Annotated in this window: 16 protein-coding genes; 2 read left to right on the top strand and 14 right to left on the bottom strand. The window is 43.8% G+C overall.

From position 1 onward, the window contains the following. Window positions 1-2: 2 nt before the first annotated feature. The 5 genes from ABLT31_RS23405 to hppD form a co-directional block, all read right to left on the bottom strand. Entirely contained in the window at window positions 3-1,046 is a 1,044-nt protein-coding gene (locus tag ABLT31_RS23405) for an ABC transporter substrate-binding protein (RefSeq protein ID WP_367756276.1), read from the bottom strand. Between the two features lie 200 nt (window positions 1,047-1,246). Beyond that, window positions 1,247-2,407, bottom strand: a complete 1,161-nt coding sequence (locus ABLT31_RS23400) for a homogentisate 1,2-dioxygenase (RefSeq protein ID WP_367756274.1) — start codon at window positions 2,405-2,407, stop codon at window positions 1,247-1,249. A 61-nt stretch (window positions 2,408-2,468) separates the two neighbouring features. After that, on the bottom strand, window positions 2,469-3,095 hold the full coding sequence (locus tag ABLT31_RS23395; RefSeq protein WP_367756272.1) for a flavin reductase family protein: 627 nt from the start codon (window positions 3,093-3,095) through the stop codon (window positions 2,469-2,471). Between the two features lie 26 nt (window positions 3,096-3,121). After that, a complete protein-coding gene (hisC, locus tag ABLT31_RS23390) occupies window positions 3,122-4,225 on the bottom strand; it encodes a histidinol-phosphate transaminase (RefSeq protein WP_367756270.1) in 1,104 nt (367 codons plus the stop codon). A gap of 12 nt (window positions 4,226-4,237) precedes the next feature. After that, window positions 4,238-5,350 carry a 4-hydroxyphenylpyruvate dioxygenase gene (gene hppD, locus ABLT31_RS23385; protein WP_367756268.1) on the bottom strand — a complete coding sequence of 371 codons (1,113 nt, stop codon included), beginning with the start codon at window positions 5,348-5,350 and terminating at the stop codon, window positions 4,238-4,240. Between the two features lie 261 nt (window positions 5,351-5,611). On the opposite strand from hppD, the gene ABLT31_RS23380 reads away from it, so the two are divergent. After that, window positions 5,612-6,388, top strand: coding sequence for a metal-dependent hydrolase (locus ABLT31_RS23380; protein ID WP_367756266.1), 777 nt, complete (start codon window positions 5,612-5,614; stop codon window positions 6,386-6,388). Between the two features lie 247 nt (window positions 6,389-6,635). Here ABLT31_RS23380 and ABLT31_RS23375 read toward each other — a convergent pair whose 3' ends face one another. The 8 genes from ABLT31_RS23375 to ABLT31_RS23340 form a co-directional block, all read right to left on the bottom strand. Beyond that, window positions 6,636-6,959: a hypothetical protein gene (locus ABLT31_RS23375; RefSeq protein WP_367756264.1), complete on the bottom strand. Its 324-nt coding sequence runs from the start codon at window positions 6,957-6,959 to the stop codon at window positions 6,636-6,638. A 26-nt stretch (window positions 6,960-6,985) separates the two neighbouring features. Further along, complete coding sequence (ytvI, locus tag ABLT31_RS23370) at window positions 6,986-8,020, bottom strand: sporulation integral membrane protein YtvI (RefSeq protein ID WP_367756262.1); 1,035 nt, start codon at window positions 8,018-8,020, stop codon at window positions 6,986-6,988. Window positions 8,021-8,143: 123 nt separating this feature from the next. Further along, the gene (locus ABLT31_RS23365) at window positions 8,144-8,440 is read right to left on the bottom strand and encodes a DUF2325 domain-containing protein (RefSeq protein ID WP_367756260.1); all 297 of its coding nucleotides are present in this window, start codon (window positions 8,438-8,440) and stop codon (window positions 8,144-8,146) included. 101 nt (window positions 8,441-8,541) lie between these two features. Beyond that, window positions 8,542-9,741 carry a class I SAM-dependent methyltransferase gene (locus tag ABLT31_RS23360; protein WP_367756258.1) on the bottom strand — a complete coding sequence of 400 codons (1,200 nt, stop codon included), beginning with the start codon at window positions 9,739-9,741 and terminating at the stop codon, window positions 8,542-8,544. Between the two features lie 7 nt (window positions 9,742-9,748). After that, entirely contained in the window at window positions 9,749-10,009 is a 261-nt protein-coding gene (locus tag ABLT31_RS23355; RefSeq protein ID WP_367756256.1) for an HPr family phosphocarrier protein, read from the bottom strand. 14 nt (window positions 10,010-10,023) lie between these two features. Then, a complete protein-coding gene (locus ABLT31_RS23350; protein ID WP_367756254.1) occupies window positions 10,024-11,301 on the bottom strand; it encodes a TRAP transporter large permease in 1,278 nt (425 codons plus the stop codon). Window positions 11,302-11,304: 3 nt separating this feature from the next. Further along, the gene (locus tag ABLT31_RS23345; RefSeq protein WP_367756252.1) at window positions 11,305-11,823 is read right to left on the bottom strand and encodes a TRAP transporter small permease; all 519 of its coding nucleotides are present in this window, start codon (window positions 11,821-11,823) and stop codon (window positions 11,305-11,307) included. Window positions 11,824-11,896: 73 nt separating this feature from the next. After that, window positions 11,897-12,961 carry a TRAP transporter substrate-binding protein gene (locus ABLT31_RS23340; RefSeq protein ID WP_367756250.1) on the bottom strand — a complete coding sequence of 355 codons (1,065 nt, stop codon included), beginning with the start codon at window positions 12,959-12,961 and terminating at the stop codon, window positions 11,897-11,899. A 201-nt stretch (window positions 12,962-13,162) separates the two neighbouring features. Between ABLT31_RS23340 and ABLT31_RS23335 the strand changes: the two genes are divergently transcribed. Then, complete coding sequence (locus ABLT31_RS23335) at window positions 13,163-14,650, top strand: gluconokinase (protein ID WP_462976526.1); 1,488 nt, start codon at window positions 13,163-13,165, stop codon at window positions 14,648-14,650. Window positions 14,651-14,680: 30 nt separating this feature from the next. On the opposite strand, the gene gndA is transcribed toward ABLT31_RS23335, so the two are convergent. After that, window positions 14,681-16,090, bottom strand: a complete 1,410-nt coding sequence (gndA, locus tag ABLT31_RS23330) for an NADP-dependent phosphogluconate dehydrogenase (RefSeq protein WP_367756246.1) — start codon at window positions 16,088-16,090, stop codon at window positions 14,681-14,683. Window positions 16,091-16,198 lie beyond the last annotated feature (108 nt).

The raw sequence follows: 16,198 nt of genomic DNA, 5'->3' as shown, positions 1-16,198 counted from the left end.
TTTTATTCGCCGACCATTATAGCCTTGCTAGTCATGGCTTCAGTCAAGGTCACGCCTTGAGCCTCGGCAGCTTTCTTATTGATAACCAAGTTTAACTCTTCCGGGAATCCTACTGGAATTTCCCCTGCCTTCTTGCTTCCGTTCAATACTTCCATAGCCATCTTTGCTGTGGTATAGCCTAAGTCGTAGTATTCAAAACCAAACCCGGCAAATCCGCCACGCTTCACGGAATCCATCTCTCCGACAAACATAGGAATCTTATTTTGATTCGCTACAAGCGTAATCGATTCTAGTGCGGAAACCGCCGTATTGTCTTTCGGTACATAAATTACATCTACGCGTCCCACAAGAGATTCAACCGCTTGCTTGACTTCAGAGCTGTTGGAAGCGGTAGCTTCAACCGCAGTCAGCCCAGCCTCTCCCATTGCCTTCTTTGCATTTTCTACATTGACCACAGAGTTTTGTTCACCAGAGTTGTAAATTACCCCTACGTTCTTTGCATCCGGGAAAAACTCTTTAATTGTCTTGATCGTATTGGATATCGCTTCAGGATGGGTATCTGAAGTACCGGTTACATTCTTTCCTGGACTTTCTAAAGAATCGACCAATTTGGCTCCAAGCGGATCAGTAATTGCCGTGAAGAAAATCGGAATATCCGAGGTGGCCTGGGCTGCTGTTTGGGCACTTGGCGTCGATACGGCAAGGATCAAATCGACTTTATCAGCTGCAAACTTCTGGGCAATCGTGGTGTTGTTGTTCATATCCCCTTGGGCAATTTGAACATCAACCTGCAGGTTATCGCCTTCCACATAGCCGCCATCCTTAAGACCTGCTAGAAAGCCTTCTCTTGCAGCATCCAACGAAGGGTGTTCGACAATCTGGGTAATCCCAATTTTAATTGTCTTCTTTTCTGTGCTCTTTTCAGCTGGAGCCGTCTCACTCGGCTTCGCTTGCTCTGCCGGTTGAGTTGTGGTAGATGATCCACCGCCACATGCGGTAAGCAGCATCATTAAGCTGCAAACAATGGGTACAAAAATCTTCTTCATTCTTACTTGCCCCCTTTAATGCGTTAATGTATACGCTTCCAAATTCTTTCTCCAAAGTATGGGTCGGAAACGTCTGGCCGTAATATTTTCTGTCACTGCCTATGACGCAAATATTACGACCCATGTTTTTTAGTATAATTACAATTTTTCCTAGGTCAAGATAATAATTTATTATTAAATTTTTTTGATTATGTTTAGCTCTATTTTTTCTCTAACCAACTATACATATAAGACTGGTCCTCATAGATTTGAGTCTTCCTTACCACCTTCAGCGGTCTGAACGTATCAATCATCACGGCAAGCTCGAGCGTTTCCTTCTTGCCAATACTCGCCTCAATTTTCCCAGGATGAGGACCATGCGGGATCCCTAATGGATGAAGGGTAATGGAAGCTTCTTCAATCCCTTTCCTGCTCATGAAGTTGCCTCTAACATAATACAATACTTCATCGCTATCCACGTTACTGTGATAGTAAGGGGCCGGAATCGCTTCCGGATGGTAATCGTAGAGTCGGGGCACGAAAGAGCAAATCACAAAGTTATTCCCTTCGAACGTCTGATGGATCGGCGGCGGCAGGTGAATGCGGCCGGTAATGGGCTCAAAATCCTCCACGTTAAAAATCCAAGGGTATAAGTAGCCATCCCACCCCACAACATCCAGGGGATGATGCTCCAATATGTGTCGATGGATAAACCCTCTCGATTTGGTCCTCACTTCAAACTCCCCAGCTTCCGTATGAGTAACCAACTCTTCCGGAACGCGTATATCCCTTTCACAGAAAGGACTATGCTCAAGCAATTGCCCGTGAGCATTGCGATAACGCTTAGGAGTCGTAATCCAACTGTTCGTTTCTACGACCAGAAACCTGGACTCTCCTTCATCCGGCAAGAACCGATGGATCGTCCCAATGGGCATCACAATGTAGTCTCCCGGACGATACGATAAAGTCCCATACATGGTTTCCACTTTCCCTGTTCCTTTATGAACAAATAATAACTCATCTCCATCTCCGTTGCGATAGAAATAGTCCATAGGTTTTGTTGGATTCACAACGCCGATAAGCAAATCCTCATTACCCAATACATACTCTCTTCCGCTTACGGCATCCCCTTCTTCTTGATGCATTGCTGTTCGAAAATGGCGATGGCAAAGTGCCCCTTGCTCCTCATATTGAGGCCCATATTCCCCTAAGAGCTCTGCCTTGGCCACTGCAGTGGGCATATGGTGATGATAGAGAATCGATTGGATGCCTGAAAAACCCTTTGTTCCCATGACCTGCTCCCGATACAAGGAACCATCCTCCTTGGGAAATTGAACATGCCGCTTTCGAGGAATGTTCCCCATCTGTTTATAAAAAGTCATGTAAAACCCCTCCCCTCATTCTTTAGGCAACAAGTAACCCCAAGCATTACTAAGTAACACTTTAGGGTTTGTTTACTGTTGTCCTTCTCTCAAGTACGAATGTATCAGCTGCTGCTCTTGTATAAGACTGACCAGCTAAACGGCCGATCGGTTGGAGCAGCTCCGTATCAATTTTTCCGTCATTGTACAGCTCATCACGAACGTGAACCATGACGACCTGCCCAATCACTAAGCTTCCCGCACCCGGCTGATCTCCAAAGTGAAGAACCTCCCGCAAAACGCACTCTAGCTGTACATCACTCTCTGCTACCCGAGGAGGCAAGACAATCTGGCTCGGAGCCTTGGTTAGTTGAACTTGTTCGAATTCATCTGTTTCTGGAGGATATTCCACCGCACAGTCGTTCATTTGACTGGCGATTTTTTCCCCTACGATGTTAATGACGAATTCCTTTGTTTCTTCAACATTTGTAAGCGTATCCTTTTTATTCCCGTCTGTTCCTTTGCGCATAGGGGCAAAGCATACCAAAAATGGATCGACGCAAATTCCTGTAAAAAAGCTAAAAGGAGCTAAATTGGCCTGACCCGTTTTACTCACAGTAGAAACAAAGGCGATAGGCCTTGGAAGAACAGACCCTATAAGCAATTTATAGGCGTCCTTCCACGCAAGTGTACTCGGCTCAATATTCATAACAGCCCACCATCCTTTATCAAAAACTATGAATCTATGACTTCCTCAAACGCTTTAACAAATGCTAGATTCTCTTCAGGAGTTCCCACTGACACACGAATCGTATTCGGATACCCCAGTGCGCCTCCAGATCGCACGATGATTCCCTTCTTTAGCAAAGCTAGAAACACTTCATCCCCCGGCCGGTCTAATTGGATCATAATAAAATTCCCTTGAGATGGGTAAGAAGAGAATCCGCGTTTCGATGCTTCTTCCTCTAAGTATTTTCTTCCTTCTGCATTCTTCTGCTTACAACTCTCTATAAAATCCGCATCATCAAGTGCAGCCCAAGCTGCGGCTTGTGCAATTCGGTTCGTATTAAAAGGCTCTTTGACCTTGATTAATTCCGCTACAATGGATGGATGCATAATTCCATACCCAACTCTCAGGGCTGCGAGACCATAAATCTTGGAGAAGGTTCGCAGAATAACCATGTTAGGATGTTGCGGCAACAGCGGAAGCGTTTGCAGGTAATCTACATCTGTTACATATTCATAATAAGCCTCATCAATGATCAACAAGATATGCGGAGGCACCTTTTGAATAAACTGTTCCAATGCCTCTCTACCTACAATCGTTCCTGTTGGATTATTCGGGTTGCAGACAAAAATCATTCTGGTTTGATCTGTTATGGCCTCCAGCATCCCTGTCAGATCGTGTACCCCCTCTATCAATGGGACACTCACGACCGTTCCCCCCTCAATCCTTACATTGGTTTCATAGCGGGGAAAGGTTACATCAGCCATGATGATTTCGTCTCCAGGTCGTATATAGCTGCGCGAAAGGAGGCGAATGAGTTCATCAGAGCCGTTTCCGATGATGACCATTTCCTTTGGGACACCTAAATGGTTAGCAATCTTCTCGCCTAGCATCGGGGCAGTGCCTTCGGGATACGTATGAGTTTGGCTGATTTCCCGGATCATGGCTTCCTTGGCCAAATCCGAAAACCCGAAAGGGTTTTCGTTAGAGGCCAATTTATAAATCCGATCGAGACCAAATTCTCGTTTGACTTCTTCTATAGGTTTTCCTGGAACATAGACACCCAGGGATTCAATCTCTTTCCTCGTTGGAATCTTATCCATTAAATTCATATCCATATCCTCCTAGAGATTTCCTCTCCGTTCTTGTTCCCGTTCAATAGATTCAAAGAGAGCTTTGAAATTTCCTTCTCCAAAACCTCTTGCGCCCTTACGTTGGATAATTTCTATAAACAGTGTCGGCCGATCCACAATCGGCTTAGTGAAAATCTGAAGCAAATATCCCTCATCATCACGGTCCACTAGAATCTTAAGCTCGCGGAGCCTTTCCACATCTTCATCTATCTTTCCAACCCGTTCGTTTAATCGGTCATAATAGTTATCTGGTGTGTCAAGGAACTCTACTCCATTAGCGCGCAAAGAGGTTACCGTCTTTACGATATCATTCGTTAATAGCGCTAAGTGCTGTACGCCTGCCCCATTGTAGTACTCAAGGTATTCTTGAATTTGCGACTTCCTTTTACCTTCTGCCGGCTCATTGATCGGGAACTTAATTCTTGCTCCATTAGTCATAACTTTAGACATTAAAGCAGAGTACTCTGTACTAATGTCTTCATCATCAAAGTGGATCATGGCTTTGAAGCCCATTACTTTTTCATAGTAAGCTACCCACTCTTCCATTTCCTCTACATTTCCTACAACATGATCAATTCCGACAAGGCCCGTCGGTTGGTAAGGGGCTGCCGTATCAATCGCTTGGAATCCAGGCATAAATAATCCCTTATAGCCTTTGCGCTCGATCAAGGTATGGATCGTATCCCCGTACGTCCCAATTACTGCTTTTTTCACCGTGCCCTGTTCATCGGACAATGTATGCGGTTCCAAAATTCCGATAGCACCGCGGGAAATCGCTTCTTTATATGCCTTCTCCACATCATCTACACGCAGTGCTACATCCTTTACGCCATCGCCATGCTTTAGCACAAAGTCAGCAATCGGGTGGCTAGAACTCAATGTTCCGCTAATCACGAAGCGAATTTTATTTTGCTCCAGTACATATGAAACTTTACTTCTTTCTCCTGTTTCTAATCCGGAATAGGCAATTGGCTTAAATCCAAACGCTGTAGCATAGTAGTGGGCTGCCTGCTTCGCATTGCCAACATAGAATTCCACGTAGTCAACATCATGCACCGGGAAAAAATCTTGAGAATGTTGATCCATTAACGCTTGCTCTTTCATATATAGAACCTCCTAAAATGTATATACATAAAATAACAATCGAATCTAACGTTAGTATAGTTTAAATAATGTAAATTGCGCAAATATGTACATTAAAGGAGTTTCGCAAATATGTACTAACGCTTTAATCAGTTGAAGATGACAGTTAATCCCTTTTTTAGTTTATTAATAATGTATTTAAGGTTTGGAGGTTTTTTAGAAGTCGTCTAGAACTAGATAGAGGAGCATTTCTGCTCTCTTATTTATTGAGGAGGGATTCCCATGAAGGTTTTGAGATTAGGACACGCAATGTATAGACTTTCAAGTAAGCATGAAAAAAACTACTTAATTGATCCTTTCTTTGAAATGAACCCTGGATGTCCGCAAGAATACCTAACTCCTGAATTTCTAAAGAACATTCATGGGGTGTTTCTCACCCATGGCCATTTTGACCACACGAGCGGTTTAGCCCAATTAAAAGAAGCTAACCCAGAAGTGCTCGTAGTTGCTCAATACGAGCTTGCCCTCATCCTGATGCAAAAAGGCTTCTCCAACATCCTGCCCATTAACTTGGGAGGAACTGTCGAATTAGAGGATGTCAAGGTAAGCATGGTTCCCGCTGTACATACCTCTTCCATTGGTGAGACGGAAGGTACACCCATCTATGCAGGAACTGCAGCAGGCTATATTTTCGATTTTGAAAACGATCACACCCTTTACCATTCCGGAGATACAACCATGACCATGGATATGAAGCTGATTCAAGATTTTTATCAGCCGACTATTTCCATCCTTGCTGCTTCCGGTCATTTTACTATGGGTCCAAAAGAAGCTGCCTATGTCGTAAAGAATCTTCTTGATGTCCAATACGTGATTCCAAGCCATACCTTCCCTAGCAAAGAAACAACCCCTAGACCTGAAGTTCTAGAGGGATTGCTCGGAGCCTTCCCAGTCGTTGCCAACATGATAGGAAAAGATGAGGATCTCAGAGAATTACTTAAAGACTATGATAAAACGGAAGTCGTCGTGCTGGGGTATGGGGAAGAACGGGAATTTTAACCGTAAACGAAAAAAATCCCGCTAACCTTCAAGTTAACGGGAATTAGGGGGAGAACAAGAAAAAGGAGATGTTTATTATTATGATCTTCTCCCCCTATTTTTAAACCTACACGTCTGTCATACTTGCCTTTCCATCCAAGTCAAGTAGGAAAACAATGCAATTAGTAGGGTAAATAAGATCGTTAAGATGAGGATAACCTTCTGTCGTTCCATTATCGTTACTAGTCAGACACTAGTGTCCTCCCTTCTATCGTTCCTCCGCCTGGGTCAGAGCTTCAATAAATTCCTTTTCAAAATAACCGCTTTCCTCTATTTCTTCCCGTGTGAACAAGTCAAACAGAAAATCTGCCTGGGCCACCTGTTTAGAATATTGAGCAAATGCTTTACACAGCTTGCGAAGACTATCTTCCTTGTCTTCCTCAATGCTATATACAAAAGACTCTAGGCGATCGCTATGAATAAGCAATCGACAGCCTTCCTCAAGCAGCTTTTCATGAAAGGAGGATACTTGCTGGGCATATTCCTTCTTTTCAAGATCGATCAAATCAAACTGAGTAATTAAATAAAGCATCGGATACTCTCCTTCTATGAAATGACTCAAAAATCCAATTTAATTTTTAAGAACCCTGCCTTTAATAAAGCTTCAACAATAATAACAATAGCTGGTCCCAAGATGAAACCGACAAACCCGAAAAGCTGAAAACCGATATAAAGGCTCGCTAAGGCGGCTAGGGCGCTAATTCCTAAACTCTCACCAAGAATCTTTGGTTCGACAATTCTACGGACAACGGTAATGACAAGAAAAAGGATAACCAAGCCAATTGCCGTATAGTGATCATCCGCTATAAAGTATTGGTAAGCAGCCCAAGGAACGAGAAAGGAACCTGTACCTAGAATCGGCAGAATATCGACCACGATGATGATGAAGGCAATGAGAAATGCATACTTTACATCTATAATCAGCAATCCAATTAAAGCCAAAATATATGTCATTACACTTAAAATGATTTGTGCTCCAAGAAACCCAACTAAGGCTCTTGATAATTGGTTTAATACGATATCGACTTTCTGCTTTGCAGATGGGGTAAATAACTTCATAAATCCGCTTCGCAAGGCCGGAAGGTCAAAGCTAATGAGAAACAAGCTAATTAAATACACAATGGAAATTAACAATAGCTCAGGCAAAGCCGCAACAATCCCAAAAACCCATCTCGTGATCGTGGAGGCAGCCACCATGGCTGAATTCTTTAATGAATTTAAAACTTGCTGTATGGTTGAGACCGTCTCAACCGGTAATAGTGCGTAATACTTTTCCCAAACGATAATATATTTTTCCAGGGTTTCGAATAACTGTGTCGAAAGCATCGGCAGGGAATGGGCCAGTTCCACACTTTGCACAATCAACAGAGTGGACAACCAATAGGATCCTATTCCAAAGGACACCAAAAATAACAGATATGTAATCGTGACGGAGGGCATGCGCTTCATACCGAACATACGAATCAGCAGTTGAACGACAGGCTCAAGCAGAATCGCTGTAAGCAGCGCTAATACTAAAGGAATACCATGAAGAATCATGATTACTGAAGCTGCACCAAAAAGTAAAGGTAGAAGATATTTGCGAATAGACATAGACTTGTTTGTTTTCCCCTTTTATCCGTTATATCCCTATTCTACCCAAAATCGCCGATCATGGATATACAAGATGAGGATAAACAAGAAAAAAGTAATGCAAGATGTAGCATTACTTGATCATCACGATATGTAGCTCGATTGCTTTTGTTCACTTAGCACTTGATGGATACTGCTCCAGGACCGCTTCGCAAAACAAATCGGGAGACATTGGTCTTTAGCTTTCTGTTTAATGACTTTAGATAAGTTATGATTTACATAATCGGTAAGAACTAAGATTAGGTTTATTTTTTCAGGTATGTCCTTTTTTACTTCTTGAGGTTTTCTTCCCGTAATGTGGTGAATATCTCGAAACCCAATCTCCGATAGCTTCTCCTCAATATTCCCTAAGTGGTCTGCACCTACAATCATGAGTGACATCTGTATATCCTCCTATTATTATTGAGAACGATTTTCGTTATCTTTATAATAGCAGGTAATGATAATCGTTGTCAATTATATGGAGAAAAAAAGAACCGTTTTCATAGGTTCTTTTTTATCGGATTGCAGCTAGAAAGGATGGGCTCTAATTTATCCTCAAGTGCCTTCTCTAGATACGGAGTCACCTGTAAGAAGCGCTTGAACTCTAGATAGCTTGCAGCTATTGAACCTGCATCAGCCGCTTTACCTTTTACCGCGCGAATTAAAAGGTTTTTCGGAGTATGCTCCAGATCAATGAATTCAAGAATTTGCGTTTTATAGCCCATCAACTCCAATAGCGTAGCTCTAACGGAATCGGTCGCTAAAGCAGAGAATCTTTCTTTGATGATCCCATGCTTCAACATCGGATCAAGTATTTCGTTTTCTACTTGACCAAACATTTCATGCTGGCAGCAAGGAACAGATAAAATGACGTCAGCTCCCCAGCGAACGGCTTTTTCCAGAGCCGCATCGGTGGCTGTATCGCAAGCATGCAAGGTAACAACCATATCGACCTGCTCTACTTCGCTGTATTCAGCAATATCCCCCACTAAAAATCTCAGGTTTTCGTATTTCAGCTTTTCCACCAATTCATTGCAATGGCAGATTACATCTTCTTTAAGATCCAGACCCACGACCTGCAAATCCAAGCCCTCGATTTCACGCAAGTAATGGTACATGGCAAACGTCAAGTAAGATTTCCCGCAGCCAAAATCCAGGATTGTTAGCCTTCTTTGCTTATTCAGATGCGGTACAATATCACGGATCATCTCCAAAAAGCGATTAATCTGCCTGAACTTATCATACTTTTTGGCTAACACTTTTCCTTCGGCATTCATTACCCCTAGCTCAACTAAAAAAGGAATCTGAGTTCCCTCTTCCAGTAAATAGTTTTTCTTTCGGTTGTGACTAAGCTCTACTTTTTTAATCGAGGCGGGCTTCTTTAAGATGGTCACTTTAAACTTTTTACTGATGAGCACTTGATAATCCGCTTCCGCTGTATGGATCATGCCATGCTTAAATGTCTCCGAAAACAGCTCTTGCAGCTTTTGTTCCGTTTCCTCGCTGCTTACATTCTCATGAAGAACCTTCTTCTCATAATACAAGCTAAACTGATAAAAAAATTCCCCTTTAATTTCAACTGGTTTTACCACAACTTTTTGAATCCCATCGGGCTCCTTCTTTCTCACATTGCTTAAAACGGCCTGAAGAAGCCTTCGGGACTGGGTAATACCTGCGAGTAAGGACTGTAACTTTTCCATGATTCTTCTATGCTCCTCCGCTTATAAACCGCGCAACGGCTTCTACTGCAGCCTCTTCATCCTTTCCGGTGCCTTCAATGGTGATGTTATCCCCATTTTGCAGCCGCAAACTAATTAACCCTAAGACGCTTCGCAAATTGGCTTCCTTATAGAAAGCTCCCTCGTTCTTCTTGATGATCACCACAGACTCGAATTGCGCCAGAATTTGGCTTAACTCGATAATTGTATGATCTTCCGAAAGATTGACGACCGTTTTTATGACCTTCATCAGGACCTCCGCAGTTAAAAAAGATTTGGAATGACTAAAGACAGCCAAGGGATAAACAGAAGGATAAATAATCCAAAAACTAAGGCTAGGACAAAGGGGAATATCGCTTTCGCCACCCGTTCCATCGATAATCCGGAAATACCGGAAGCAACAAATAGATTGACGCCTAAAGGCGGCGTCATCATTCCAATTTCCGCCCCCACCACTAACAATATCCCAAAGTGAATCGGATCCACTCCAAGCCGGATCAGTACAGGCAAGAACAACGGCGCTAAAATGATGACAATCGATAACGTCTCCATAAAAGTTCCTACGAAAAGAACCAAAATGCTGACCAATACGAGAATAACATATTTATTGTTAGAAATCCCCATGATTCCTTCTGCCAGCATATTAGGTATCTGGTACATCGTAACTAGTTTGCCGAATGCGGTAGCTGTCCCCATAATGACCATAACCGTCCCTGTAATCATTGCGGAAGAAATAAGTGTTTTAGGTATTTGCTTCCAAGAAAGCTCGCGATAAACAAACAAACCGATGACGAATCCATACACAACGGCGATTACGGCCGACTCCGTCGGAGTAAAAATTCCAGAATAGATCCCCCCTAGGATGAGAACCGGCGCAAACAAAGCCCATTTTGCATCCCAAACCGCCCGAAAGAACCGTCCCAAATCAAACTTTTGGCCTGTTCCTTTATACCCTCGTTTTTTAGCTGTCCAATAAATATAAATCATCATGAGAAGTGCCAGTAAAAACCCTGGAACAAACCCGGCTAAAAACATATCTCCGATAGATACACCAGCCACAATGCCATAGATGATCATAGGAATGGATGGAGGAATGATAATCCCTAAGCCGCCGCCTGAACCCGCTACGGCAGCTGCAAAGTCTTTGCTGTACCCTCTTTGTACCATCGCTGGTATCATAATGGACCCTATTGCCGCAACCGTTGCCGGACTGGATCCGGAAATGGCGGCAAATAGCATACAAGCCAAAATGGTTACAATACCAAATCCGCCCGTGACATTTCCCATCATCTCTTGAGCGACATTAATGATCCTTTTTGATAATCCACCGGTTTCCATGAGTGCACCAGCTAAGATAAAATAAGGAACAGCCATTAAAGGAAAGGAATCCATCGCCGTAAACGATTGTTGCGCGATAAACGCGGCAGGGATTCCTCCAGCCCATAACGTAACCAAGGTAGCAATTCCAATGGAAAAGGCAATGGGTACACCTAGCAACAAACTCCCTATTAGTGTGAGGCCAAGAATAACAGGTGCTGACATGTTTTATCCCTCCTCAATGGCCTTGCGTAATTTTTCCTCGTCTGTCAATTCATCTTCCCCGCGGAAACGGGCAGCAATGCCTTGAACGACCCGAAAGGCTATCAATACATAACCCAATGGGATAATTAAATAAATTAGTCCCATAGGCAGTTGAACAGCCGGCGAAAGTTGCCCATGCCCCATAATCATTTGAGCTACCCCCCAGCCCAGATAAGCAACAACTAATGCATAGCCGATCCAGAGCAAGTCAGATACCAATCCAGCCCATTTGGCAATGCTTCTAGGCAAGAATTGGTCAATTAATTCTACACGGATATGACTCCTATGCTTGGTGCCCATCGCAGCTGAAAGATAGACCAGCCAAATGAACAGAAATCGCGATACTTCCTCCGTCCATCCTAAAGAAAGGTTGAATACAAATCGGGAAAGAACCTGCAGGAACGTCAGAATAACCATTGCGATAAATATAATCACGCAAAGGGATTCTTCAAAATTGCGATCAATTTTTTTTAGCAGGGACATCTTTACTTCCTCCCTTCATAGAGAAGCGGGAAACAGACGGTATGCCGTACTGTTCCCCTCCTTGTGCAACACACTATTTGCTTGCTTCATCAATCGCAGCTCTCACTTTATCGATGGTCTCTCTTCCGATCTTATCCGCAAATTCATCCAATACCGTATCTGTGATACCCTTCATTTCCGCACGGGCCTCATCTGTTACTTCCGTTACCGTCATACCTGCTTTCTTTAATTCCTCTAGGTATGCTGCATTCGCTTCACGGTTCAACCGGCGTTCTTCTTTTCCAGCCTCTAAGGCGGCGCGTTTCATAATTTCTTGCTGTTCTGGAGTAGATTCATCCCAGAATTTCTTACTTAATAAAAGTACGAATGGGCTATAGATATGCTGTGTCGTCGACATATGCTTTTGAACTTCCTGAAACTTTTGCAGATAAATCGTAGCTGTCGGGTTCTCTTGTCCGTCTACTGTTCCCTGCTGCATGGCTGTAAAAAGCTCACTAAAGGCCATTGGAGTCGGATTTGCCCCTAAAGCTTTAAAAGCAGCTAGGTGCAATTGGTTTTCCATCGTTCTAATTTTTAAATCTTTAAAATCAGCTGCAGAAGCCACAGCACGCTTGTTATTGGTCAGGTTGCGGAATCCATTTTCCCAATAGGTTAATCCGATCATGCCCTGGGCAGGCAGCTTGTCCAATAACTGCTGGGCGATCTCGCTTTCCAGCAGCACTTTATCTACTACCTCTTCGTTTGGAAATAAGAAAGGAATATCATAAACAGAAAAATCCGGAACAAAGTTGGCAATAGGTGCCGTCGAAGGACAGGTCATTTCTTGCGTACCTAATTGCAAGGCCTCCATCATCGTACGATCATCGCCCAATTGACCGCTATGATAGGTTTCTACCGTGATCGCCCCGTTGGTTTCTTTCTCTACGATTTCTTTAAATTTAAGAAGTCCTTTATATTGCGGATGCTGATCATTCAGTCCGATTCCTGCACGAATAATACGAGATTTTCCTGGTTCAGCAGGAGCGGCCTCTCCAGGCTGACCGGCTGGGGGTTCGGCTGTTTGACCTCCTCCGCCACACCCGATCAGGGTCATCGACATGATGGATGTAAGCAGAAAGCTAGTCACTAATTTTCTCATATTTGGTACGGTACCTCCTTTTTGATAAATTATTCAAAAGTGATAAGCATAGCTTGCCCCTGAAAAGGATTTACATGTAAGGAAAAGAATGAATGACTCAACCTAAACAGGGATCTTAGTAAAATTGTGGCTATCTAGTGGAATGGTCGGGGATAATGAAATCATGCAGCATTACAAATAGGAATTTAGGAGAGTATGAGGATGCATCTCATAGGATTAGATATTGGAACAACAAGTTCTAAAGCCGTAGTATTTGATTTGCAAGGGAAAGTCATCAGTGAGCACGGTGTGGAGTACCCTATTCTTACTCCTTATCCATCCTGGGCAGAACAGGATCCAGATGTAATCCTATTGGGTGCCCAAGAGGCGGTTCGGATGGCCGTTGAGAAATCAAAAGCAAATCATTTCTTGGGTTTGGGAATCAGTTCAGCTATGCACTCGCTTCTTCTGGTGGATAAAGACGATAAGCCACTGACTCGAACGATTATTTGGGCAGATAATCGGAGTCACCATCAAGCGGAACATTTACGCATGAATAATGGAAAGGATATTTACCTTAGAACAGGCACTCCGATCCACCCCATGTCTCCCTTATGCAAGCTATTGTGGTTTAAGGAAGAGCAGCCAAGCTTATTTGCCCAAGCCCAAAAGTTTATTTCCATTAAGGAATATCTGCTCTTTCGCTGGTTTGGCGAATATGTGACCGATTACTCCGTTGCCTCTGCGACAGGCATGTTTAACTTGGAACAATTGGACTATGATCAAGATGTACTCGATCTTCTAGGACTTCAACGCGATCAACTTCCAGACCTTGTCCCTACGACACACATCCTCCACGGGATAGATTTACGGTATGCTCAAGCTATGGGCATTCCTAACGATCTGCCTTTCGTTATAGGAGGAAGTGATGGCTGTCTAGCCAATCTTGGTATCGGAGCCATAAAGAAGGGGGATGTCGCCATTACGATTGGGACAAGCGGAGCAATACGGACCGTGGTTCCGACCCCACTCACGGATCCTTCACAACGCACCTTTTGTTATGCTCTGGCCGATGACCATTGGGTCATCGGAGGGCCAACAAATAATGGCGGAATTATGATGCGCTGGTTCCGTGATCAGCTTGCTCAAGGAAGTTCTTACGAGCAATTGACCTCAGAAGCCGAGCTCGCAGGACCTGGAAGCGCTGGATTATTATGTCTCCCCTTCTTGTCTGGAGAACGGGCACCGATATGGAATGCAGATGCCCGAGGTTGTTTCTTCGGCATGTCCCTGCATCACCAAAGGGCCCATTTTGCTCGAGCAGCGATGGAAGGGGTTATTTTTAGTGTATATAGTGTGGGAATCGCACTAAAAGAATTAGCGGGGGAATTTCACAGTGTGCGTGCTTCAGGAGGGTTTGTGCAATCTCCCCTGTGGTGTCAAATCCTTGCAGATGTATTTGATACAGAGGTTATCATTCCCGAGAGCCATCAAAGCTCGAGCTGGGGAGCTGGTGTTCTTGTCATGCATGCACTGGGAAAAATCGACCGGCTCGATGCCTATCAGGATCATTTTTCTATAGGAAGGAGATATACTCCGGATTTCCACAATCATCAAACCTACCAAGAATTATTTTCAATTTATCAAGGGGTATATAACGCTTTAAAAGATTCTTTTTGGAAGATCGCGGATTATCAAAGAAGGCTATAAGTTATTCACTCATAGCCTTCTTTGTCTGAATTATTTCGTCCACTGTGTATGGAAGGTTCCTTCTTTATCAATACGCTGGTACGTATGGGCTCCGAAGTAATCCCGCTGAGCTTGAAGCAGATTGGCCGGCAATGTTTCTGTCCGGTAACTGTCAAAATAGGCTAAGGCACTTGTAAAGGCAGGAACCGGTACGCCATGGGCAATCGCGACGCTGACGACTTGTCTCCATGCATCCTGATAGGTCTCCACAATATCCTGGAAATAAGGATCAAGAAGTAAATTCTTAACCTCTGGATTACGGTCATAGGCATTTTTGATATTTTGCAGGAACTGGGCTCGGATAATGCAGCCTCCTCTAAAGATCATAGCGATGTTGCCGTAGTTCAGGTTCCAATTGTATTCTTCCGATGCCGCTCTCATCTGTGCGAAGCCTTGGGCGTAAGAGCAAATCTTACTAGCATAAAGCGCTTTTCGAACAGCTTCAATAAATTCATCCCGGTCGATCGACATACCAGGAGATGCAGGTCCTCGCAAGATCTTGCTGGCCGATACCCGCTCTTCCTTCATAGCCGAGAGAAAACGGGCGAAGACCGATTCGGTAATGATCGATAAGGGAACGCCCAAATCGAGCGAACTTTGGCTGGTCCATTTTCCTGTTCCTTTTTGTCCTGCTGTATCCAGGATCAGATCCACCATAGGTTTTCCCGTTTCCGGGTCCATCTTGGTAAAGATGTCTGCTGTTATTTCGATAAGGTAGCTGTCAAGCTCGCCTTTATTCCACTCTGCAAACACTTCATGGAATTCTTGAGCACTCAAATTAAGCGTATGCTTCAAGAGGTGGTAAGCCTCACAAATCAATTGCATATCTCCGTATTCTATACCGTTATGTACCATCTTTACGTAATGCCCTGCCCCATCGGGACCAATATAAGTACAACAAGGGTCATCCCCAACTTTTGCCGAAATCGCGGTTAGGATGGACTCAACCAGCCTGTAGGCATCCTCTTGTCCACCCGGCATGATGGCTGGCCCTTTAAGCGCCCCTTCTTCTCCGCCGGAAACCCCTGCTCCAATAAAACGGATGCCTTGAGCTTCCAACTCTTTATTCCTGCGCAAGGTATCCGGAAAGTAGGCATTTCCGCCATCGATCAAGATATCGCCTTTATCCAACAGCGGCATTAGCTGCTCGATCGTATCATCTGTTGGTTTGCCCGCTTTGACCATGATTAATATTTTTCGAGGAGTTTCCAGCGATTCTACGAATTCTTCGATAGAGTAGGTCCCGACGAGATTCTTTCCCTCTGCCTCCCGCAAAATTTCCTCGGTCTTTTCTGATGAACGGTTATAAACTGAAACAGTGAACCCGCGGCTCTCAATATTGAGTGCCAAGTTCTTACCCATGACAGCGAGACCGATGACCCCGATTTGCTGTTTTGACATTTGATTTTCCGCCTTCCGTGAAGTGAATTTTAGATCTATTATACAAATTTTAGATTACCATAGAAGTTCACTTTAGGTTATGCTTAATACTAAAATTTTCTATATCCC

Source organism: Ammoniphilus soli (assembly GCF_040813775.1).
This window is presented reverse-complemented; position numbering and strand designations above follow the sequence as displayed.